The following is a 21013-nucleotide window of genomic DNA, read 5'->3' on the forward strand; positions in this document are numbered from 1 at the left end:
TTAATTCTCATTCAAAAGAGATACATATCTTATCGAAATAATCTCCATTTTGTAAAAATTTAAAAGCATCAACTGCCTCTGTGAATGGGAATACACGATCAATAACAGGTCGAAGAACATTATGTTCAATAGCACGGCTCATCGCTTCAAACATTTCGCGACTGCCAGTCCTAACGCCATGAAGGCGTATTTTTCTTGTGAAAATAGGCAAGAGTGAGAGATTTTCAACTACCATACCTGATAAAGCACCAATTAGATTAATTTGTCCATTGGGTCTTAACGCTTCAATTGAACGATTTAAGGTTGAACCGCTAACTTCTATAATAAGATCAGCGCCACGATTGTTTGTATACTCCAAAACGGCTTTCTCCCAATCAGGGTTTGTTTTATAGTTAATAGAATAATTTGCACCTAAAGCCTTGGCCTTCTCAAGTTTAACATCGCTGCTTGAAGTAATAATCACGTTAGCACCTGATAGTTTTGCAAATTGCATTGCAAATATGGATACACCACCGGTACCTTGAATAACGACAGTATCTCCAGCTTTAACTTTGCCATCTTCAACTACTGCATGCCAGGCTGTAATTGCGGCGCAAGGTAATGAGGCTGCCTCTACGTAAGATAAATGATCAGGGATGCGAACTAATCCTTCTTGTGGTAATACGACATATTCAGCAAGCATTCCGTCTAATGGTCCACCAAGTTCACCGTCATTATAATCGGGTAACATTTCTCCAGAAATCCATTTTTGATTAAAAATACCGGCAACTTGATCTCCAATTTGAAATTTATCGGCTCCTTCTCCTAAAGCGAAAATTTCCCCAGCTCCATCTGATACCGGGATGAAAGGAGCCGTTGATCCATTATTGAAATAACCATCGAGTGCAAAGATATCTCTGTAATTGAGGGATACTGCTTTCATGCGGATTAGAACTTCGCCTTTCCCTGGAGTAGGAATTTGAAGATCAGCTTCTTTCAAATAATCAATTCCAAGTCCATCTTTTACAACATATGCTTTCATAGTAATTTCTCCTTTTAGCTAAATAAATCTGGGCTTAACTTTATCATTGACGATTCATAACGTCTAATTGATAATTATTATAAAAATAATAAATACTAATTATGAATTTCGAATATGCGGGGGAGATTAATGGAGTTAACTCAACTGGAATATTTTCTTACAGTGGCACGTTATCAACACATGACAAGGGCGGCTCAGGCTCTATCCATTACGCAACCGGCGCTTAGCCAAGCTATCTCCAAACTGGAGACTGAGCTCGGCGTTCAATTGTTTGAACGAAAAGGCAGGAATGTTCAACTGAGTCGATATGGCAGTTTGTTTTCCCAGAATGTGGAGCGGGCTTTACGGGAGTTGGAGCACGGCAAAAAAACGTTGGAGGAATGGACAAACCCTGAGACAGGACTTATTAGCATGGCCTTTCTCAATATTTTGGGAGCTGATCTTGTACCTAAACTGGTGAGAAATTATCAGAATATCTATCCCAAAATCAAATTTGAGCTGGAGCAGGGTAACCATGAGCTTATTAATGAGGCGTTAAGCCAAGGGAGGTGCGATCTGAGCATCACTTCTTTGAGACCGACGTCCGAAGAGTATAGTTGGATAACGTTAGAAACGGCTCCGCTCTACATTATCGTTTCCAACAATCACAGACTCGCAAGCGCATCATCTCTCAGCATTCATAAGCTGAAGAATGAGAACTATATCGGACTGAAAAGCAGTTGCGGTCTAAAGCTTTTACTGGAATCCTGCATTATCCGATCTGATGCGGAGCTAACTCAAATTTATGAAGCAGAGGATTTGACTACTGTCACAGGCTTTGTTGCTGCAGGCCTCGGTGTTTCACTGGTGCCCAGAACGGCAGGAATGCGGTTAGAGGGATTGTCCTGGATTCCCATTCAAGAGAAGCATTGGAATTGGGAGGTAGGGCTGCAGTGGCGAACTTCTCAACAGCTATCACCAGCAGTTAAAAAATTTATTGATTATGTAAAAGAGTCATGTGACAAGATTAATGAGTCACTAGCTTAACCAATCGATGGAGTTGGCTGATGCTGCTACTGCTACCTTAGGAATTGGATAGCGGAGACCACTGAAAAAGTAGCCTTTAAAAAAACAAATATTATGGGGGCAGACATATCTGATACGTAAACGGGCCTTAGAATCAATTCTAGAGGCTCGTTTTTTATTATTCTCTTCTTTAGAAAAAAGTCGAACTTCCTATTACATAGCCAACATCAAATTTGAGCTGGAGCAGGGCAACAGAATATTACTGTGCTAATGAGTAGATACAAGTGAAGGATGAAGGATGTTAATATCCGATTTAAAAACCTTGATTAGAAACCATTTGAATATTATTGAAGCGCTACTTGAGCTGAATACGAATTGGAATGAGTGATTATTTAGTTTCACACAGCTTTATTCATTTTGGAAGAGAAGGAGCCGATCAGTTAGATAGGCTTTTTTTTATGAAACTCTATCTACGAAGATGAAATTGTCTCAACTGGAAACAATTCTTTAGATTGTGTTAATCTGTCTAATAGTGAACTCGATGTAGAGAGAGGGAAGTTACTTGAAAAGAAACGTATTATATATTGAAGATAATGAGAAAATAGGCAGCTTTCTAAAAGAAGAATTGGAACAGCGGGGATTTTCAGTTCAGTGGCTGCGCTCTGGTGAAGGAGCGGATAAAGAAGTAAATCAGCATGAAATCGTTATTTTAGATATCATGTTACCCGGTTTAGACGGATTTACTGTAGGAAAACGATTAAAAAAGGTAGCTCCTGCGGTTCCTATATTGCTGTTATCTGCTCGAACATCGATAGATGATAAGGTGGATGGTTTACAATTTGCTGATGACTATTTAACGAAACCATTTCATACGGATGAATTAGTTGCAAGATTAGAAGTGTTAATCCGTCGAAGGAGTGTAACACATTTCGAACGCATTTTATTAGGAAATCATATTGAAGTTGATCCGGATGCCCAAATGGTAACTGATAAGCACACAGGAGAAGAAATTATTTTGACAGGGAAACAACATCAAATTTTAATGTACTTCTTACGCCACCCTAATCAAGTTCTACCAAAAGAACAAATTTATGAAGCCATATGGGAAGAAGCTTATATCACTGGTGATAAAACATTAATGGTACATATTCATCGACTACGGCAAAAGTTGGAACGTCATCCAGATTCCCCGGAGATTATTGAAACATTGAAGGGGATAGGCTATCGGGTGAAACTATGAAACAGACTAGATCATTATTTCGGCATTTTCTAAAAGGACATTTTTTATTTATCTTTTTTCCTCCAATGGTGCTTATTTTCTTCTCTGCGTTCTTTGGAGTTTCTCCCCATGGAAAAGAGATGAATACGTTAAATCTATTTTACGTTTTATTACTTTTGTTTGGTTTTATTATTATCGCATTTGTTGTAATATCTTGGATTTTCTTCTTGAGACTTCGCAAACGTCTCACCCGCTTACAGGAGGTCATGTCATTTTCAGCTAATCATAACTCATTTCCTATACCCATATCTATTCAAAGTGATCGTATGGATGAAATAGACCAGTTAGGAAGTTCATTTAATTGGATGATTCAGCAGCTTGAAGACAGCCGCAAGCGAGAATATGAAGAGGAATTGTTACGCCATCGACTCATCGCGAATTTATCTCACGACCTACGAACGCCACTTACCATTTTGCGAGGACATATCACCAGATTAAATAAAGAATCAATGAGTCTAGAAGGACAAAATTCATTAGCGGAAATGAATCATACGATTACAAGAGTCGGAGATCTTATGGATGATTTACTTTCCTATACATTGCTTACATCAGGGAAACATCCTTTTGAGCCTACTTCAACAGATATTGGACGTTTAGTAAGAGCATCTGTTGCTGCATGGTATCCTGTATTTGAAGAAAAAGAAATTCAGTTGGATATTGATTTACCGGCAGAGGAGACTTTTTATTGGGAAGCGGATCCTAAATGGATGACACGGGTACTGGATAATTTATTTCAGAATATTGTTCGCCATGCAGCAGAGGGGAAATATGCAAAAATCGTGGTTGATGTAGTAAAAGAGCAGATCATTGTTGCAGACAGAGGTCCAGGTATGGATAACTCCTCCTATGAGCATGGGGCGGGGATTGGTTTATCGATTTCAAATTATATGTTGAAAAAAATGAAGCTGAAAGCTGACTTTACATCAAATGAGGATGGCACACGAGTAGCTATTGCTAGACCTTAAGCTAAAGTTAACCCAGAAGTAAACCGCATGATAACCGAGATGTAACTTTGCTTCTTTATAATTAGAACCATAACAGAAAGGAAGTGTTATGGTTGCTTACAATTAATAACTTAGTCAAACATCGTGGAACTGGGGAAATCTTATCAGGTATCAGCTTTAAAGCTAGACCAGGTAGAGTAACTGGTTTTTTAGGTCCAAATGGGGCAGGTAAAAGCTCTACACTTCGCATCCTGCTTGGATTAGATCGTGCTACCTCAGGAAGTGCACTAATTAATGGGAAGCCATTCGCAGAATTGCAAAATCCTCTAGCAACAGTAGGTGCTGCGCTTGATGGATTTGGAGCTCACCGTATGCGAACAGGACGAGCACACTTGCGTTGGATTGCTCGTGCCGCAGGATTGTCTTACTCACGTGTCGAGGAAGTTCTCGAAATCGTAGGTCTTACTAATGCAGCTGATAAAAGGGTTGGGAAGTATTCTCTTGGCATGGGAAGAAGACTTGGCATGGCGGCTGCACTACTTGGTGATCCGAAAATATTGATTTTAGATGAACCCGTAAATGGGCTCGACCCAGAAGGAATCCGGTGGATTCGGACATTTTTACGTGAACGTGCCCAGTCTGGAAACACGGTGTTACTATCCAGTCATCTCATGGGAGAGCTTGCAGAGACTGTTGATGATGTGGTGATTATTAAGCATGGAACAATCGTCGCAGATGGAACATTGGATGAAGTAATAGGTAACCATTCCACGCTAGAGAAAGCCTTTTTTGCCCTGACAACTGAACATGCAGGTGATGTTGTATGAGAGCTTTCAACGCGGAACTGTCTAAATTGTTCTCCCTGCCGGGCATTTGGCTTGCCTTTCTTATTGGAGCATTTGCCCCAGCGGTCATTACTGCCTTAGACAGTATAGTACAAAAAGAGGAGATTATAGCTGGAGTTAGCACACGGCTATCGGAAGTTGGCTATATCGGACTCGCTCTTGGTGTGCAAGGTGTCATTATTCTTGGTGTGCTTGCTGTCAGCAGTGAGTATTTGACAGAGAGCAGTGAATCTGGTGGAGGAGCGCAGATTACAACAAGTTTAACTGCTGTTGCATCACGACTTCATTTTTTGCTGGCAAAAGCAGGCGCTGTGACAGTGGTCAGCATATTGCTGTGTATTGTTGCTATTATGACAACTGTGTCCACAACGTATCTTATTCTTGGTGAATATGCTCCTGCAATTGAATGGCCTAGACTTATCGGTGCAGTTTGTTACTGGACATTGACTGCTCTTTTAGCACTTGGGATTACTTTGCTAACTAAGAATGGCATCATCCCGCTTGCTGTGCTCATGATCAATTCATCCGTTGTATCATTTAGTGTTCTGCTTTATAAGGTTACAAAGCTGGCGCTTTATTTACCCGATAGGGCTGGCCTTGAAATGTTTATGTTTACGAGCGACACCCCGTTTACAGGCAGTTTATTTGACAGATTTCACACTCCTTTCACAGGCGGTTTAATCATGTTTACCTGGGTCGTCGTTATTTTCATTATTGCAGCTATTGTATTCCATAGGAGGGACGTTGCAGCATGAATGTCTCATCTAGTAGGAAGATAATGCAAATCCTTGGTGCTGAACTGGATAAATTAATTACATTACTATTGATATGGCTCACCCTTATGGGTACATTCATTCTTAATTTAGCTTTAGCTGCAGCTTTTACTTTTGCTGGTCTACAAGGGACAGCTGGAACGAAAAGTGTACTGAATATAGGACTTGCTTCTATGGAATATCTTCAAGCAGGCTTCATTATTCTTGGTATCTTAGCTACTTGTTCGGAGTACACTGGCGGACAGATTCGAACTACTTTAACTACGATACCTTGGCGTGGGCTTCAATTATCCATGAAGCATTTGGCATTGGCAATTATAACTATTCCTGTGGCGTTTATTATTGCTGCATCAGGTGTACTCTATACTTTTATTATGATAAGAGACACAGCAGTAGTGATTGAAATAGACATAATAATAACAACATTAATAGGTGCAACAGGCTATCTAACATTAACCACACTTCTCAGTGCAGCTATAGGTGCTTTATTAAGACGAACCACACCTGCTTTAGTGGTACTACTTGGTTATTATTTCATTGTCGGTCCATTGATGAGAATTTTTCTACCTAGTATTAATAAATATCTAAATTATTTTCCGGATACGGCAGGAAATTATATGTATATGCCGCGTTCCCCGGATAATATAAATGTCCTTACACCAATGCAAGGGACAGGTATTTCAATGTTCTGGACACTTATCTTTATTACACTAGCTATTGTATTTTACTGTAAACGGGATGCCTAAGTTTAGGATTCCTTATTTTACTTGTATGTGTTTTTCAAAAGCCGATTTTCATCCTTACCTTATTGCGTGTAAAGCAAGATGATTGTTGAACTTTCTTATATGTTAGAATATGAAACGGCAAATAAAGAAATATGCTATGCCGATTACGAAAAAAGAAGTCAACCATTTCGTTGGTCGACTTCTTTTTTCTATTACGCGGTCAAAATTTGTGGACCTTCAGCCGTGATGGCGATCGTATGCTCGTATTGGGCAGCGAGCTTGCTGTCCATCGTCCGTGCGGTCCAGCCGTCCGGATCGATTGTCATGAAGTAGCTGCCCTCGGTGATCATGGGCTCAATTGTGAACACCATACCTTCCTTGATACGAATGCCTTTTCCAGGCTTGCCGACATGCATATAAGTCGGCTCCTCGTGCAAGTCGCGGCCGATGCCATGGGCGAGAAGGTCTCGCACGACGCCAAAACCGTGTGATTCCGCATGCCGCTGAATTGCGCTCGTCACGTCGCCGAGTCGATTGCCGGGCTTCGCCTGCTCGATGCCCAGGTCAAGACATTCCTTCGTGACACGCATCAACTTCTCGGCTGTCGGCGAGATCTGCCCGACTGCATAACTCCAGGCCGAATCGCCGAGCCAGCCATCGAGCTCAGCGACCGTGTCGATCGTCACGATATCGCCTTCCTCAAGTGGCTTATTGCTAGGGAAGCCATGTGCGATCACATCGTTGGCGGAGGCACAAGTCGCATATTGATAGCCGTTATAGCCTTTCTGGTATGGCTTTGCTCCGTGCTTCAACATAATGTCCTCGAATATGCGCTCAATCTCGTTGGTGGTAATACCCGGTTTGATTAGCGGGGCGATTGTGCGATGGCATTCAGCCACCACTTGGCATGCCTTGCGGATAGCCTCAATTTCATGCTTGCTTTTTAAAATGATCATGTTCGTATCAGGACTCCTTCGTAATAGCTTGCATAGCGAGTCGTGCAATCCGATCGACGTCCAGGTTGGAATTGCCCGCATAGTAGTGCAGTCCACAGCAACCGACCAGCACGGCAAGCATATGGTCGACGCTGTCGTCTTCGCACTGGGCGATCGATTGGAGTGGAACGTACAGCCGCTCCATAAATTTTCTTTTGGCGTGGTGTCTATCCCTTTCAGGCAAACCTGTATAATGCTCCGCCGCCATTTTGAAGACGAGATATGCGCGGGCGTCGGACTGCCACAGCCGGAGTAGCGCTTTACAATACATCAACATCTGCCCGTCATCCGGGGGACTTCCGCTGATGTTCGCCCAGTTTGCAATAACTTGCTCGCACCGCTCGAAGCTGCTTCCTAACACATCTTCTATTAATAGATGCCGGTTGGGGTAATAATGGTATACTGTGCCGTAACCAAGCCCTGCCTCGCGGGCGACGTCGCGAATATCAAAGCTGCCGCCCGTGCGAAAGTAGGAGAGGGCGGCAACGTCCAGGATCTGTTCTCTGCGCTGTATGCGTATGAGCTCATTTTGTTCTTTAGTACGGGGGCACATAGCCTGTCAACCTCCTTTTATAGACCTGCAAATATGTCGATATAAAAATACTAACGCTTGAGATGGAGAAATGCAAAAAATTTTAAAGGTTTTCGTTAGGGTGTAGCGCACACAAGCTGGCTGCAGCGGAAGAAACTGTGCGGCTGAGCCCTGCCTGCACCTGCGTTTGACCAATACCGCAACTTTGAAATTTTATACTCACTTAACTGGAGAAGTTCCTTGAGAAATACAGAACAAGTCCTAAATTTACTCGATGAATATAGCCAATTGAGCATTTTTCCATCAAAGTAGAGACTTTGTGTCATTTTAGAGACTTCCGAAATGTGGATTTCCGAAATTTCTTCTTGGTTCAGACTTAAATCGTTGTGAAATCAAGAATAGGCTGCTCGTATTATGGCAATATAATAAAAACAGAAAGGAGAGATTCCTTTGAGAAGAACGATAGCCGATTCCATTGTGGAATCCCTTCTGAACGCCGGCGTGAAGCGAATTTATGGCATTATCGGCGATTCACTCAATGCCTTGCTCGATGCAATACGCCGTTCCGGAAAAATAGAATGGATCCATGTCCGCCACGAAGAGGTTGCAGCGTTCGCGGCTGGCGCAGATGCCACGTTCAGTGGGGCAATTGCCGTATGTGCGGGTAGCAGCGGACCAGGTAATTTGCATCTCATTAACGGATTGTACGATTGCCATCGAAACCGGGTGCCAGTACTTGCGATTGCCGCACATATTCCGAGCAGTGAAATCGGCAGCGGCTTTTTTCAAGAGACCCGTCCGGACATGTTGTTTCAGGAATGCAGCTTCTTTTGTGAGGTCGTAACCGGGCCGAAGCAAATCCCTCGAGCAATTACGATGGCGATGCAAACCGCGACGGCAAGATCGGGGGTGTCTGTCTTAGTTCTTCCTGGTGATGTAGCCGCATTCGAATACGATGAAAGCCCGGTTCCGGAACGCGTCATCCATTCCACCCGGCCGATTGTAAGCCCTTCTACGGATGAATTGAAGACGCTTGCTGACTATTTAAACAAAGGCAAGAGGATCACCTTGCTATGCGGTGCCGGCTGTGCAGGAGCTCATGCTTCACTCATGAAGCTGTGCGAGAAGCTGCAATCCCCGATGGTCATAGCGCTGCGAGGAAAAGAATATCTGGAATACGACAACCCCTATTCCGTCGGATTAACCGGCCTAATTGGATATTCTTCCGGATACCATGCCATGATGGAATGTGATGTCTTACTCATGCTGGGTACCGATTTTCCATACCGGCAATTCTATCCGCAAGAAGCGACCATCCTTCAGGTTGATTTGGACTCCTCCCGACTAGGCCGGCGAACGCCGCTCGCATACGGGGTGTGCGGAGACGTGAAGACGACGGTCGAAATGCTGTTACCCTTGTTAAAGGAATCACACTCCCCAGATCATCTGCAGCACTTTGTAGCATATTATGCCAAAGTCCGCGCGGAACTGGACAATCTTGCAAATCCCGGCCGAGCACCTATTCATCCCCAATACCTCATGAAGGTAATCAGCGATCTCGCAGATGAGGATGCCGTTCTGACTTGCGATGTTGGGACGCCGACTGTGTGGGCTGCCCGATACTTGAGCATGAATGGAAAAAGAAGGCTTTTGGGCTCGTTTAGTCACGGGACAATGGCGAACGCCATGCCTCAGGCAATTGGGGCACAGGTTGCACAGCCGGGACGCCAGGTCGTATCGTTGTCAGGGGACGGGGGACTCACCATGCTGCTTGGAGATCTATTGACCCTTCGTCAGCATAAGCTCCCGATCAAGATTGTAGTCTTTAATAATGGTGCGCTTGGATTCGTTGAGTTGGAAATGAAAGCAGCCGGCTTTTTAGAATTCGGAACGGAACTCGACAATCCAAACTTTGCGATGCTAGCTCAAGCCATGGGAATCGAAGGAATACGGGTCGAGGATCCGAATGACTTGGAAAGCGCCGTTCGCCGAGCGTTCGAACATGGCGGTCCAGTAGTGCTGGACGTCGTAGTCAATCGTCAGGAGCTGGCTATGCCGCCAAAGATTAACTTCGAGCAGGCACGCGGATTTACGATGTGGATGCTGAAAGCCGTTTTGAACGGGCAAGGCAACGAAATCATCGAACTGGCGAAAACCAATCTCCTTCGGTAATAAATAGGGGGACTCTTAAAATGCCTGTTGAAGACTAATCTGTCGTATTTAAAAAATGAATTTTAAGCCGTTGATCTTATAAAAGTTCAACGGATATTTGCTTGATTAATTTATCACTTTGATGGGAAATAACAGTGCTACCATATACCATAAGCGAAATTACGCTCGGGCAAGAATTGCTCAATTGGATCATGCATGATGCGTATCACGCAGGACAGGTCGTTCTGATTCGGAAGCAGCTAACGGCACATCATAACTAGGAGGAAAAGGAAAATACTTAGGAATAGCTTAGGAGCCCACTATGAAAAAACCGATTGATATGATCACTCACCCTCCATTCAACCCCATTCACGATAAAGTTTATCAACCATTGGAATTACTTAAACACTTTGACCCGGACAATGCACTGAGTGTAACGGCCACGCCCGATTTTCAGAACTATGTATATTTTCAGCAACAAGGACGTACTACCATCTTGGACCCTTACGCTGCGATGATGGAAGCGTTACATGACGCTTCAGTTGTGCGGGGAATGAATGCATTCCTGGCAGCGGAGGTGCAGACAGGGCGGCGTCCTGTCGGAATTATGGGAGGGACCCGGGAGCCACGTGGCAGCAAGACATATCGCGAGATTGCACGAATTGCTCAGTTGCTTTCTGAATCCGGCTTTATCGTCGCCAGCGGCGGCGGCCCGGGCTGTATGGAGGCAGCCCATCTTGGTGCACTTTACGCTGGACGTTCTGCAGACTCGCTTACTTCCGCCATTGATAGATTGGCAGATGGATCATTTACCGAATTGCCGCAGAACATGGAGAATGTCCTCTTTAAAGAAAAAGAAGGGACGACGTGGGCAATCGATGAAAATATTGCACGTGAACTTCACGCATGGATGCTTCCCGCTTGGAAAATTGCTAAAGAGCTGGAGGGCCAACTCACACCAATCAATTACAGTTTGGCAGTGCCTACTTGGCATTTCGGTCATGAACCTTTTACGCCGCTTACGACCCATGTTGCGAAATATTTTCTTAATAGCATAAGGGAGGATGTCCTCCTGACGCTGGCTTCATGCGGTATCGTTTTTTCCGAAGGGCGGGGAGGCACAATCCAGGAAGTGTTCCAGCGGGCGGAACAAATCTATTACCGCGACAAGAAAAATAACGCTCCGATTACCTCAGTGGTGTTCCTTGACAGCAAATTTTGGACACTGCCAGAAGCCCCAGATGGCAAGGTCCACATGCCAGTAACGGATTTGCTTCAGCAACTCTTCGTTGGTACGAAGAACATGACACTGAGGGAATACAACCGATATGTTCGCTTTGTCGATGATGTTGATGAAGTAGTGAACATCATTATTGAAAATGCGCCGTCTGATGACCAGGTGGTGCAAAAACTCACCAAGATCGGCATCAACTGTATCGACCCTGAGCTCATGGCCTGAAGGGCGAAACACTTGTATTGTAGAAGAAGCTGCTCTCTCCTGATTGGAGGGATCGGCTTTTTTATTACAACGGATCAAGTTTTAGTTCAGAAATACAAGCTATGCAGTATATATAATGAATGACTCACCAATAAGGAGGGAAGAGAGTAAGAGGAACTACCGTGTCAACTGTACGTTAATTTCCTGGATCGATAAAATTTAGAAGAGGTGATTAGTTTGTCACAAGCGAACATTCCGAACATTACACCTACAATTAGTCTCACAATTAACCAGACGGTAGCCTTACTGTTAGGCTCCATAGCACTTGAAGAGCTAGCCCTCGCCCACATCATAAATGCTGAGGCAGAGAAAATCCAATTCGTTCTGGGAACACTGAAGCCTGGTGTCACCCCACATGCTACCTTAGCTGATTTGTTGGCAATTGATAATAGTGTTCGCAAGACGCTACAGGAAGTGGTACGAAAAGAAGTTCTGCTACAGCAGAAGTTGGAAGGGGTCTTACCGCTTGTGCCTGTAGTTTAAAAATAAATTATGAATGAACGTGGTAGGGATACTGATGCGGACTAGTCCCTACCACGTTTTTTATGACTTCATTTTTGGAAAAGCTCATGGATAAAATACCCTGTACATATACATCATTGTACATTAGGAAAACAGGTTTTACTCTTCAAGTCAACAGAAAGGGGTAAAACCTCGCAAGAAGCTATACGCACGGTAAGAATACTGTTAAGGACTATATCGAATAGAGAGGAATGAACAAGATGAGTATGCCTAATGTTCCGGATATCAAGCCGGAGATCGTTCTGAAGAGACCGGAGGTTGTTAATCTTCTCCTCACTTCTATCGCTCTCGAGGAGATCAGCCTGTCACATATTGTGAATGCGGAAGCAGAGAAGCTGCAGAAGGTGATCCAGGAGCATTGCTTCAGTCTGCAAGATGCGCTTGCGATCAATGACAGTGCCGAGCGGACATTAAGGACGGTAATCAAGAATCAGATGCTGCTGCATTTCAAGCTGGAAGATGTAGTGAGGTTGGAGGAACAGCGTGTGTTTATAGAGGAATTCATCGAAGAATAAGGTGTGGGAGCTTTTGCTCGACCGTTCAAGCCGGTTTATGTGTTACTTGGTTTGAAAGTAAAATAAAGTTTTTTCGAATTTTCAGTTCAGTTGATCAAGCCATGCAGCATATAAAAATTAACAGAACGAAGAGGAAGAGCAATACTGCTCACTACAGTATTATCTTCCTGTCGTTAGTAATGAAGTTTCACCAAAAAAATGAATGAGGTGATTAGTTTGTCACAAGCGAACATCCCGAACATTACACCTACGATTAGTCTCACAATTAACCAGACGGTAGCCTTACTGTTAGGCTCCATAGCACTTGAAGAGCTGGCCCTCGCCCACATCATTAATGCTGAGGCAGAGAAGATCCAATTCGTACTGGGAACATTGGGGCCTGGTCTTACCCCGCCAGCTACGTTATCTAATCTGTTGACCATTGATGATAGTGTGCGTAAAACACTACAAGAAGTAGTGCGTAAGGAAATTCTGCTGCTGCAGAAACTGGAAGGCGTCGTGCCGCTTGTGCCAGTAACTACGACGACACCTTAAAAGTCAGAAAAGTGGATTGGAAGAGCGTGATGAGTGCTGATGAGAATCAGACCCGCCACGCTTTTTTTTTTATGATTTTTTTCGGAAAAGCTCATGGATGGAACGACTCGTACATAGATATGATTGTATAATACCCGCCCGGCTTAGTAACCATCATATGCAGATGCAGCCGTTTCGTGCATCCGGCATCATGACGGGAGTGATAGTAGCAGAAAGGGATGAACAAGATGAGTATGCCGAATATTCCGGATATTAAGCCTGAGATTATTTTAACTAGGCCCGAGGTTATCAATCTTCTCCTTACGTCCATTGCTCTGGAGGAGATCAGTCTGTCACACATTGTCAATGCAGAAGCAGAGAAGCTGCAGAAAGTGATTCAAGAGCACTGTTTCAGCCTGCAAGATGCACTTCAGATTAATGACAGTGCCGAACGGACATTAAGGACGGTAATCAAAAATCAGATACTGCTGCATTTCAAGCTGGAAGATGTGGTGAGGCTGGAAGAACAGGTTGTGTGTGTGAAGGAGTGCATGGAAGAATAGGGGTGAAGGAGGAGAAGCATGGAGATCAAAGGAATCACGTCAATCCGCTCTGTTCCTGCAAAGGACGAAGCTGTATCTCATCTGATTGAATCCATTGCATCCGAAGAAAAAGCCCTATCGAGACTGCTGGAGACGAAAGCGGAGCATATCCGTGTCTTCTCCAAGCAAAATCAGGACCAGAAGAGCAGTTCTACAGCAGCAGATACTATTCAATTCAACAAATCGATTACCCAGTTCATGGACTCTGTTGTGATGTCTGAATGGATGCTGCTCAAAAAGCTGGAGACTGTGCTTCAACTGGATCAGGAAAAATGGAAAGGTTATTCTCAGGAAAAAAGCCGTAAAGAACTGAGAAATTTAGAGGATATGCAAGATATATATTGGGAAGACGGGTGTATTTTCGATGATGATTGGAAGTAGCAAGCAACGTGGAGCAGAAGGACAACAAATCGGGTAAGAAAAGGGTGGAGACTGTGAAGAATAAACCCGGGCTGAACGATCATAATTCTCTTAAGCAAATGACAGCCTCCGTCGTTCACATTTGCACTGGAATCATAGATAGAACAAGAGCAGGCACAGATAAAGAATATAGGCAGCTTGAATTTCAGATGATGAACATGTTTCAGACACTCGTTCAGCTTCATATTCAAGCGAAGCGAAAGCAGATTGCCATGGATTATATGGATGCAACCGCTGGATTGAGCGATTACAGGGATGATCAGCTTAGCGGCTCTGCCCTTGAGCATACCCACTTGCCTGAGCTTTACACCTTTATGGAAAAGCTGCAGCAAAAGCCGGTACAGAACTCGTATTGTATGGAGCGTGTGTTCGAGAACCTTGACTATTTGTCCACATGCTACGCTCCTCAACCAGACGTGCATGAACAGCCACAAGCGCAAGTAGAAGCTCTCATTGAAGAGCAGACGGCAGTTCAAGCAAAAGATCAAATAGAGCTTCAGACAGAAGCGCATATCGAAACACAGATCCGGTCTATTCATGAGGAGCCTGGGGATAATCAACAGATAGCGGACAAAGACTCTCCGGACCCTCAAGCGCCTCAAGTGAAGCCGGTATGGGAGCCTTTAGAACCTCTAGAAGAGGAGGGTCTGAAGAATACCCAAGCTAAAGTGTTCAATAATCCGCGCATTGGAGTGAAAGAGAAGGGCAGGAACACAGCTTCTCCCTCTAATCGTGGAAAGCGTTCTCCAGCTGTGCAGCCCCCTGCATTTTTTAGTAAAGCCAGTATAAGCATCGGACAGACTCGTTACGTTCGTTATTTGAAATCTTTCTAACGGAAGGCATGGAAGAATAGGAGATGGAGGAGGATCTAGATGGTGGTCAAAGGAAACGCATCAACCACGCCTGTTCCCCCAATGAACGAAGCCATATCTCATCTGATCGAATCCATTGCATCTGAAGAGAATGCACTCTCCAGTCTCTTGGAGACGGAAGCCGGGCATATCCGCGCTTTCTGCGAAGAGAAACTCGGTGAGAGCGGATCAACGGCAGGAGAAATTATCCAGTTCAACCATTCAGTTATCCAGTTTATGGACTCGTTCATGATGGCTGAATGGATGCTGCTCAAAAAACTTGATACTGCTCTACAATTGGATCAGGGGGATAAGAATGTTGCTTCGGGACTTTACGAGGCACAGAACCGCAAACGCGATAATGTGAATGAAAAACATAAGGGGTACTATGTGGAGTGGGATTATTGGGACCTTAACGACGGTTGGTAGTCTTGAAAAGGGAATGACAAATGTTCTGCATTTTATCATCCTGCCATAGAATCGCGCTTATTAGCTGTATTCGGCAGAGTACCGGAACAGCAGAGAGCTACATGATTTCTCTGAGTCGCAGCGAGCCACCACTACGTATATGTCACAATTGAATCAATTAGTGGAGCAGATAAGAGCGAGCTTATCTATTTATTGGCTTTCAATACGGCTTCGTAGGACTTTGTGCTGTGGCTCGACTAGGGGATGAGATCAGGGTGATCGAACGACGGAAGTTCAGTAGCATGCCATACATACAAGATGCAGATCATGTATATACTGCTCTATAATTGAGCTTCTCCTGTGGGAGGGGCTTTTTGCCTTTTGCCGAGTATCTTGTCACCTAAATTCTTGAACAGCATAGTATAACTGAGAAGAATGAAGGTAATAAGGGAGGGTGACGTTGGTGTCACAAGCGAATATTCCGAATATTACGCCAAGTATTACCGTAACAAGACAAGATGCGTTGAATCTGTTGTTGGCGTCAATTGCGATCGAAGAACTGGGTCTGGGTCACGTTATTAATGCCGAGGCTGAGAAAATCCAATATGCGATAGGTACTTTGCCGGGTCTCAGCGTTCCGGCAACCATCGACGATTTGCTTGCGATTAATAGTAGCGTAAAAAGTACAATGACGGAGCTTATCAAGAAAGAGCTACTGCTGGCTACCAAATTGGATAGCGTTCTTGCAGCACCATCGCTTCTCGGCCCGACAGGGGCAACAGGCCCAACAGGGCCAGCAGGCGGACCCGTTGGGCCTACAGGGCTAACGGGCGCTACGGGCACAACAGGCGCTACGGGTGTAACTGGAGCTACTGGAGCTACCGGAGATACTGGGACTACAGGAGCTACTGGGGCTTCTGGAGTTACTGGTGCTACCGGAGCTACTGGGGCTACCGGAGATACTGGGACTACAGGAGCTACTGGGGCCACCGGACCAACAGGACCAACGGGACCAACGGGAGCTACTGGAGCTACTGGAGCTACCGGAGATACTGGGACTACAGGAGCTACTGGGGCCACCGGACCAACAGGACCAACAGGACCAACAGGACCAACGGGAGCTACCGGAGCTACTGGAGCTAGTGGTGCTACTGGGGCTACTGGGGCTACTGGGGCTACAGGCTTAACAGGCGTTACAGGTCCAACTGGAACTTTCTCTGGTGTCCACGGTTCATTTACAAATGTCACTACCATCGGACCGTTTATCCCTTCCGGTGTCATGACTTCTGGAACTATTATTCCTGTGACTGGTGCAAGTGCAGCACCTATAAACACTCCTGGAGCATTTACATTAAATCTAGATGGTTCCGTTACCGTAAATGTAGCTGGTATTTATGAAGTATCAGCAATGGTCAATCTCGCTGCAGAAAATTCTGGAACTTTTGGAATACAGGTCAATGGGGGAGGGATAGCAGTACCGTTTTTAAATTCTTTTGGTAATACAGGAAACATAAACGGAACAACGCAACTTAATCTAACTAATATTCTTAGTCTAGCAGCAGGAGACCATGTTTCAATTGGTTTAATCTCTAGTAACTTACCGACAGTAACCCTTTCATTTGCACCAAATGGTATAAGTGGTTCTAATGCGTCTTCACTAACATTTGTACAAATAGGGTAATCTTCAATCCATACTGACGCCTGAAGAAGTCGCACTCGTTGTCCAATCGGTTGGCTATGTGGACACGGCTCGAAAATTCACGGTTTACCTCTTTGTATGTCTCTCTCAATAGAGATTTACTGAGAGCCTTTGTGTTTGCTTATTCAAACCTTTTAACGAGTGTGGAAGAGGCCACGAACCATTTCGCCGTGGTGTAGTTCTCATCCTCACTCGTTTTTTCTTTGTTTAATTCAAAGAGTACAACAGCAAGAAAACTACAACAAACATTATCGCCTTGCGTTTACTTTTTTGGTCGTGTATAAGGATTTTTGACCGATGCCAACCCACTCGGAGGAGGCGGGTATCCCGGCAATAACAAGAGCCAGTTCATCGGGTATTATGAATTCGAGCCCGTCAGCCGATTCTCACGAAAATTAACCCTTATTAAGCTCCCTCAATATGATTTAGTTTTCTCATTCAAGCTCATGAATTCGCAGGATTTCACCTTAAGCAAAGTGTCAAATAAGAAGGGAACAGAGGGGGCGTTGGCTTGGAACACCTGTAAGGGCGTGCAAGAATAAAGGTGAGAGTATATCACCCAATTTGTTCCATATCCTGCACGTCTCCATGTAGCCCCTAGCGATTTTCACTCCCAGGTCTCAACGGGTCTAAGCCCTTTCATTCCTTCGTCACATCTGTCTAAGGGGTGGAGGTCGGTTTTTCTAACGGAACGGGTCCGAGCCCTTTTGCTTAATGTCTCCCGATACTCCGTGCTTCTTGTCATCCTGCGAATGCATCAACTGGTGAGATCTGCTGCTTAAGCTGCTTGCGGAAACACTTCCGGTGTCCCTTTGTGGATCAAAGCAGGGCGGCGTATCCTGATCTTTCGGATTACAATTATCGCAGTTAATCACTTGATTTCCGAAATTCGAATAATCTCATAGCTTGAGTTGACCTTCTTCTCTAAATCGATTCTAATTTTTCTTTGGACTTTATTGTCCTTGAGATCCCCTTCTAAAGTAAGACTAGTGCCATTTACTTCACAGACTTGCTTAGGGTAAAACATCCAATCAGTAATACCAAATTTTTTTGATATCGAGTCATTGAAATTTTCAGAAAGAATGGATAACGTGTAGGTTCGTATGTCCTTTACCGGTTTTTCAACTTGATCGTTTGGATCAGCTAAACAAATTTCACCTCCACTCATTGCAAGTATAAATATTGACAGAATCAAAATTATGTTTATTTTGGATTTCATTTTTGACCACCTTTTTAAATGTAATATTTAACGATTTTTAAAAATTATACATAGAAATTTCTCCACAATTATGCGGATTTTTGTATTATGGCTTTAGTCAGTTGAGTGCGTGAAACGAGCGAAACAAAAAACCCGCATAGCGGGTGGGAAGAAGGAGAGTTTGACCCCTAAGACCATTCCAATAGAATTGAGATGTTCAGGCTCAAACGATAGGAATGGTCTTAGATGGCAAACAAGATGAAGCCACCGTAGCAAAATACATTCGTGAAGAAGAGGCACATGACCAAGCATTAGATAAACTGAGTGTAAAAGAGTACGAAGATCCAATTACCAGTTCCAGTATTCTTGTCCATGACAGATAATTAGACGTTCTAACCATTCGGTAAAGGTAAGCGGAATTGGAAATGGCGTCTTCAATATGATCCATTGCGTCTAAAAAGAACAGATATGGTGTTTCTCACTGCTGACATTTTACTGAATCAATACATATTGCTCCAATCCGATGATCTGTCCAAGCAATTGGATAGCAAGTGGACTGAATCTGCTCGTATGTCTTGGATATTAATACTATTTGTTCTAGACTCAATATTTCAGTTCCCCCACCATATTAGGGATGCTGAAATAAAACTGCCCTGTTATGTTTCAGAAGAAATTGCTTATAATCCTCTGGAAAGTGCCAATCATTATCCTGTAAGAACTTATTAACTTCTATCGCACTTACTGGATCTTTCCAGGTGCATTCCAAAGGCCCCCTCACCAAGCCCTGGAATTAGTTCATACAAAATCCCACCCTCGTTACAATGAATAGCTCAGTCACGAGGCTCCACAATGGAATAAAATTAGACATAGTTTCATAATATTCTATGAAGTCATCTCGATAGGTTGAATTAGAAGATCTTTGATTTACTGATAGGTTGGCCGGAGGGTACCCACATAGTAATACCAGACTAATAAGAGGTATATTTAACCCCTTATTTATTAAGGAGCATTGGATCACTGATTACGCGAGATTCGGGTATCGGCGGTGTGCCCAGCTCCTGCAGCTCCGAGCACCTGGTTGCTTCTCGACGAAGCCGGGAAAAGATCAACGCCGGTGACGTAGTCAAGCAAAGCGGGGCGCTGCTTGCACTTATTCGGTCTTTAGAGTAGGAGCGTTTGAAGTCGATCGAACAGAACCCATATGGAGATTGAGGGAAGAGAGCATTGCCGGAATTCCAAATTTGCCGCAGTGACTGCTCTGCAACACTAGAGCTACACGTGAGTTATATAAGTGCATTTTAAAGCTGTCTCAAACCCGTTAAACCGGGCAGTTATTTACAAGCATGGAGTCTATTCGGATTCAGAACGAGGAAATCACCGGGCAGCTCGGACAGCTTGGCAACCAGTTCATCCATACCGGACTCCAGTTTGGATTCCATTTCCTTCCGGTAAAGCGGAACCAAGAAATAAACCTGAACCTGATTGCCATCTTTCGTATGGACTGTGCTGACCTCTTCCGGCAGAGCAAACAGGATCACGCCAGACAGCTCAGTGTTTGGCGCATATGGCTCGTACTCCTCCGTGTTGGGAATGGTATGCCCGTATCCAAGCCACGTCTGATACATATGCGGGAACCGAGCAAGCATCTTCATCAGCCGGATCGGCCAGTAGTTCTCCTCCGCTTCAAAATCCTTTTGCGTAAGCGGCCAGTCCGCCGGCAAAAACATCATCAGCTCCGTGCGTTCAAGATGCTTGTACTCTTCACGGATCTCCTGTGGGAGGGTCATCGGCAGATCACTCATCCCATTGGTGTATAGCACTCGGTATGGCTCGTCAGGTGTTGCTTCCATAATGTTCACATCAATATGTACGATGTCTGAAATCAGTTCATGGAACACGCCGGTTTCCCGGTTTGGAAAGACTTTATTAAAATGCTCGTTTAATTCTTCCATGTATAAAATTCCGGAGGGAGGCGTAAGCTGTCGCTCATCCGGAGCGTCATAGCCGTAAATTGTGGTGCCGTCTTCCGATTTACCTATTTCTTTGCCGCCAAACAGTTTTTTGAAAAAGTTCATGTCTTTGCGCTCCTCTGTAAGGGTTTTGAAATTACGAGCGAAATAAAGAATGCTGCGATTAAATTCCTGATTCTAGGAGGTTTGAAACCCCACTTGAAAGTATAACAAAAGGCATATCCCCGGAGCGATGGGGCTATCGATTCGAATTGCCCGGGATATCCATGCAAAAATGGGATATCTGGAATTGAGCGCCCGTAAATCTCAATTGCACGTGAACGGAGGTCTTTAGGTCCACAACTGCAGGCTTATAACGTGTAAGAGGACAAGAACATAGTCCGAATGGAATCCGCGCCGGGCGAGGATTTTTTGCAATGAATGCTTTTAAGACATAATTCGTATAAAGCTGTAGACTGAGAAAATAATGTATAAGACTGACGATGTTTTATTAAGCTAACGGGTAGGACTTGGGATTAGCAACCTATAAGAAACAACCCAAGTTAAA

General features: G+C 44.2%; 21 protein-coding genes. 16 read left to right on the forward strand and 5 right to left on the reverse strand.

The annotated features are described in order from the left end of the window. Positions 1-7 precede the first annotated feature (7 nt). The gene (locus ACFRAM_RS00120; protein ID WP_379463837.1) at positions 8-1021 is read right to left on the reverse strand and encodes a zinc-dependent alcohol dehydrogenase family protein; all 1014 of its coding nucleotides are present in this window, start codon (positions 1019-1021) and stop codon (positions 8-10) included. A 129-nt stretch (positions 1022-1150) separates the two neighbouring features. On the opposite strand from ACFRAM_RS00120, the gene ACFRAM_RS00125 reads away from it, so the two are divergent. The 6 genes from ACFRAM_RS00125 (at position 1151) to ACFRAM_RS00150 (ending at position 6613) form a co-directional block, all read left to right on the forward strand. Next, entirely contained in the window at positions 1151-2047 is an 897-nt protein-coding gene (locus ACFRAM_RS00125; protein WP_379463839.1) for a LysR family transcriptional regulator, read from the forward strand. 541 nt (positions 2048-2588) lie between these two features. Beyond that, entirely contained in the window at positions 2589-3266 is a 678-nt protein-coding gene (locus tag ACFRAM_RS00130) for a response regulator transcription factor (RefSeq protein WP_379463841.1), read from the forward strand. Next, a complete protein-coding gene (locus tag ACFRAM_RS00135) occupies positions 3263-4270 on the forward strand; it encodes a sensor histidine kinase (protein ID WP_379463844.1) in 1008 nt (335 codons plus the stop codon). Before ACFRAM_RS00130 ends, ACFRAM_RS00135 begins: the two co-directional genes overlap by 4 nt. 83 nt (positions 4271-4353) lie before the next feature. Then, the gene (locus ACFRAM_RS00140) at positions 4354-5076 is read left to right on the forward strand and encodes an ABC transporter ATP-binding protein (protein WP_483875002.1); all 723 of its coding nucleotides are present in this window, start codon (positions 4354-4356) and stop codon (positions 5074-5076) included. Further along, positions 5073-5849, forward strand: coding sequence for an ABC transporter permease (locus ACFRAM_RS00145; RefSeq protein WP_379463848.1), 777 nt, complete (start codon positions 5073-5075; stop codon positions 5847-5849). Before ACFRAM_RS00140 ends, ACFRAM_RS00145 begins: the two co-directional genes overlap by 4 nt. Next, positions 5846-6613, forward strand: coding sequence for an ABC-2 transporter permease (locus tag ACFRAM_RS00150; protein ID WP_379463850.1), 768 nt, complete (start codon positions 5846-5848; stop codon positions 6611-6613). The genes ACFRAM_RS00145 and ACFRAM_RS00150 overlap by 4 nt, the downstream gene beginning before the upstream one ends. A gap of 191 nt (positions 6614-6804) precedes the next feature. On the opposite strand, the gene map is transcribed toward ACFRAM_RS00150, so the two are convergent. Together map and ACFRAM_RS00160 are read right to left on the reverse strand one after the other, a co-directional pair. Then, complete coding sequence (map, locus tag ACFRAM_RS00155; protein WP_379463852.1) at positions 6805-7548, reverse strand: type I methionyl aminopeptidase; 744 nt, start codon at positions 7546-7548, stop codon at positions 6805-6807. Positions 7549-7555: 7 nt separating this feature from the next. Then, positions 7556-8140, reverse strand: a complete 585-nt coding sequence (locus ACFRAM_RS00160; RefSeq protein ID WP_379463853.1) for a TetR/AcrR family transcriptional regulator — start codon at positions 8138-8140, stop codon at positions 7556-7558. A 429-nt stretch (positions 8141-8569) separates the two neighbouring features. Here ACFRAM_RS00160 and poxB point away from each other — a divergent pair, with 429 nt between their 5' ends. From poxB to ACFRAM_RS00210, 10 genes are all read left to right on the forward strand, one after another. After that, positions 8570-10291 carry a ubiquinone-dependent pyruvate dehydrogenase gene (poxB, locus tag ACFRAM_RS00165; RefSeq protein WP_379463855.1) on the forward strand — a complete coding sequence of 574 codons (1722 nt, stop codon included), beginning with the start codon at positions 8570-8572 and terminating at the stop codon, positions 10289-10291. A 301-nt stretch (positions 10292-10592) separates the two neighbouring features. Beyond that, entirely contained in the window at positions 10593-11729 is a 1137-nt protein-coding gene (locus ACFRAM_RS00170; RefSeq protein ID WP_379463857.1) for a hypothetical protein, read from the forward strand. Between the two features lie 216 nt (positions 11730-11945). Then, positions 11946-12251, forward strand: coding sequence for an alpha-helical endospore appendage domain-containing protein (locus tag ACFRAM_RS00175; RefSeq protein WP_379463859.1), 306 nt, complete (start codon positions 11946-11948; stop codon positions 12249-12251). Positions 12252-12490: 239 nt separating this feature from the next. Then, positions 12491-12805 carry an alpha-helical endospore appendage domain-containing protein gene (locus ACFRAM_RS00180; protein ID WP_379198306.1) on the forward strand — a complete coding sequence of 105 codons (315 nt, stop codon included), beginning with the start codon at positions 12491-12493 and terminating at the stop codon, positions 12803-12805. Positions 12806-13021: 216 nt separating this feature from the next. Further along, positions 13022-13339: an alpha-helical endospore appendage domain-containing protein gene (locus tag ACFRAM_RS00185; protein WP_379198308.1), complete on the forward strand. Its 318-nt coding sequence runs from the start codon at positions 13022-13024 to the stop codon at positions 13337-13339. Positions 13340-13566: 227 nt separating this feature from the next. Further along, positions 13567-13881 carry an alpha-helical endospore appendage domain-containing protein gene (locus ACFRAM_RS00190; protein WP_379463861.1) on the forward strand — a complete coding sequence of 105 codons (315 nt, stop codon included), beginning with the start codon at positions 13567-13569 and terminating at the stop codon, positions 13879-13881. An 18-nt stretch (positions 13882-13899) separates the two neighbouring features. Further along, the gene (locus ACFRAM_RS00195) at positions 13900-14301 is read left to right on the forward strand and encodes an alpha-helical endospore appendage domain-containing protein (protein WP_379463863.1); all 402 of its coding nucleotides are present in this window, start codon (positions 13900-13902) and stop codon (positions 14299-14301) included. Further along, positions 14292-15173, forward strand: a complete 882-nt coding sequence (locus tag ACFRAM_RS00200) for a hypothetical protein (protein WP_379463865.1) — start codon at positions 14292-14294, stop codon at positions 15171-15173. Before ACFRAM_RS00195 ends, ACFRAM_RS00200 begins: the two co-directional genes overlap by 10 nt. 39 nt (positions 15174-15212) lie before the next feature. Then, a complete protein-coding gene (locus tag ACFRAM_RS00205) occupies positions 15213-15620 on the forward strand; it encodes an alpha-helical endospore appendage domain-containing protein (RefSeq protein ID WP_379463867.1) in 408 nt (135 codons plus the stop codon). Between the two features lie 442 nt (positions 15621-16062). Continuing rightward, positions 16063-17280, forward strand: a complete 1218-nt coding sequence (locus ACFRAM_RS00210) for an alpha-helical endospore appendage domain-containing protein (RefSeq protein WP_379463869.1) — start codon at positions 16063-16065, stop codon at positions 17278-17280. Between the two features lie 889 nt (positions 17281-18169). Here ACFRAM_RS00210 and ACFRAM_RS00215 read toward each other — a convergent pair. Further along, the gene (locus ACFRAM_RS00215) at positions 18170-18517 is read right to left on the reverse strand and encodes a hypothetical protein (RefSeq protein ID WP_379463871.1); all 348 of its coding nucleotides are present in this window, start codon (positions 18515-18517) and stop codon (positions 18170-18172) included. A gap of 1310 nt (positions 18518-19827) precedes the next feature. After that, entirely contained in the window at positions 19828-20571 is a 744-nt protein-coding gene (locus tag ACFRAM_RS00220; protein WP_379463872.1) for a suppressor of fused domain protein, read from the reverse strand. Positions 20572-21013 lie beyond the last annotated feature (442 nt).

Origin of the sequence: Paenibacillus sp. NPDC056722 (assembly GCF_042790635.1) — a bacterium.
GTDB lineage: Bacteria > Bacillota > Bacilli > Paenibacillales > Paenibacillaceae > Paenibacillus_AQ > Paenibacillus_AQ agri.

Coding starts and splice junctions, on each gene's coding strand:
- ACFRAM_RS00150 (WP_379463850.1), top strand. CDS start 5,846: ATGAATGTCTCATCTAGTAGGAAGATAATGCAAATCCTTGGTGCTGAA.
- ACFRAM_RS00120 (WP_379463837.1), bottom strand. CDS start 1,021: ATGAAAGCATATGTTGTAAAAGATGGACTTGGAATTGATTATTTGAAA.
- ACFRAM_RS00190 (WP_379463861.1), top strand. CDS start 13,567: ATGAGTATGCCGAATATTCCGGATATTAAGCCTGAGATTATTTTAACT.
- ACFRAM_RS00170 (WP_379463857.1), top strand. CDS start 10,593: ATGAAAAAACCGATTGATATGATCACTCACCCTCCATTCAACCCCATT.
- ACFRAM_RS00160 (WP_379463853.1), bottom strand. CDS start 8,140: ATGTGCCCCCGTACTAAAGAACAAAATGAGCTCATACGCATACAGCGC.
- ACFRAM_RS00145 (WP_379463848.1), top strand. CDS start 5,073: ATGAGAGCTTTCAACGCGGAACTGTCTAAATTGTTCTCCCTGCCGGGC.
- ACFRAM_RS00205 (WP_379463867.1), top strand. CDS start 15,213: ATGGTGGTCAAAGGAAACGCATCAACCACGCCTGTTCCCCCAATGAAC.
- ACFRAM_RS00180 (WP_379198306.1), top strand. CDS start 12,491: ATGAGTATGCCTAATGTTCCGGATATCAAGCCGGAGATCGTTCTGAAG.
- ACFRAM_RS00220 (WP_379463872.1), bottom strand. CDS start 20,571: ATGAACTTTTTCAAAAAACTGTTTGGCGGCAAAGAAATAGGTAAATCG.
- ACFRAM_RS00135 (WP_379463844.1), top strand. CDS start 3,263: ATGAAACAGACTAGATCATTATTTCGGCATTTTCTAAAAGGACATTTT.
- ACFRAM_RS00125 (WP_379463839.1), top strand. CDS start 1,151: ATGGAGTTAACTCAACTGGAATATTTTCTTACAGTGGCACGTTATCAA.
- ACFRAM_RS00215 (WP_379463871.1), bottom strand. CDS start 18,517: ATGAAATCCAAAATAAACATAATTTTGATTCTGTCAATATTTATACTT.
- ACFRAM_RS00195 (WP_379463863.1), top strand. CDS start 13,900: ATGGAGATCAAAGGAATCACGTCAATCCGCTCTGTTCCTGCAAAGGAC.
- map (WP_379463852.1), bottom strand. CDS start 7,548: ATGATCATTTTAAAAAGCAAGCATGAAATTGAGGCTATCCGCAAGGCA.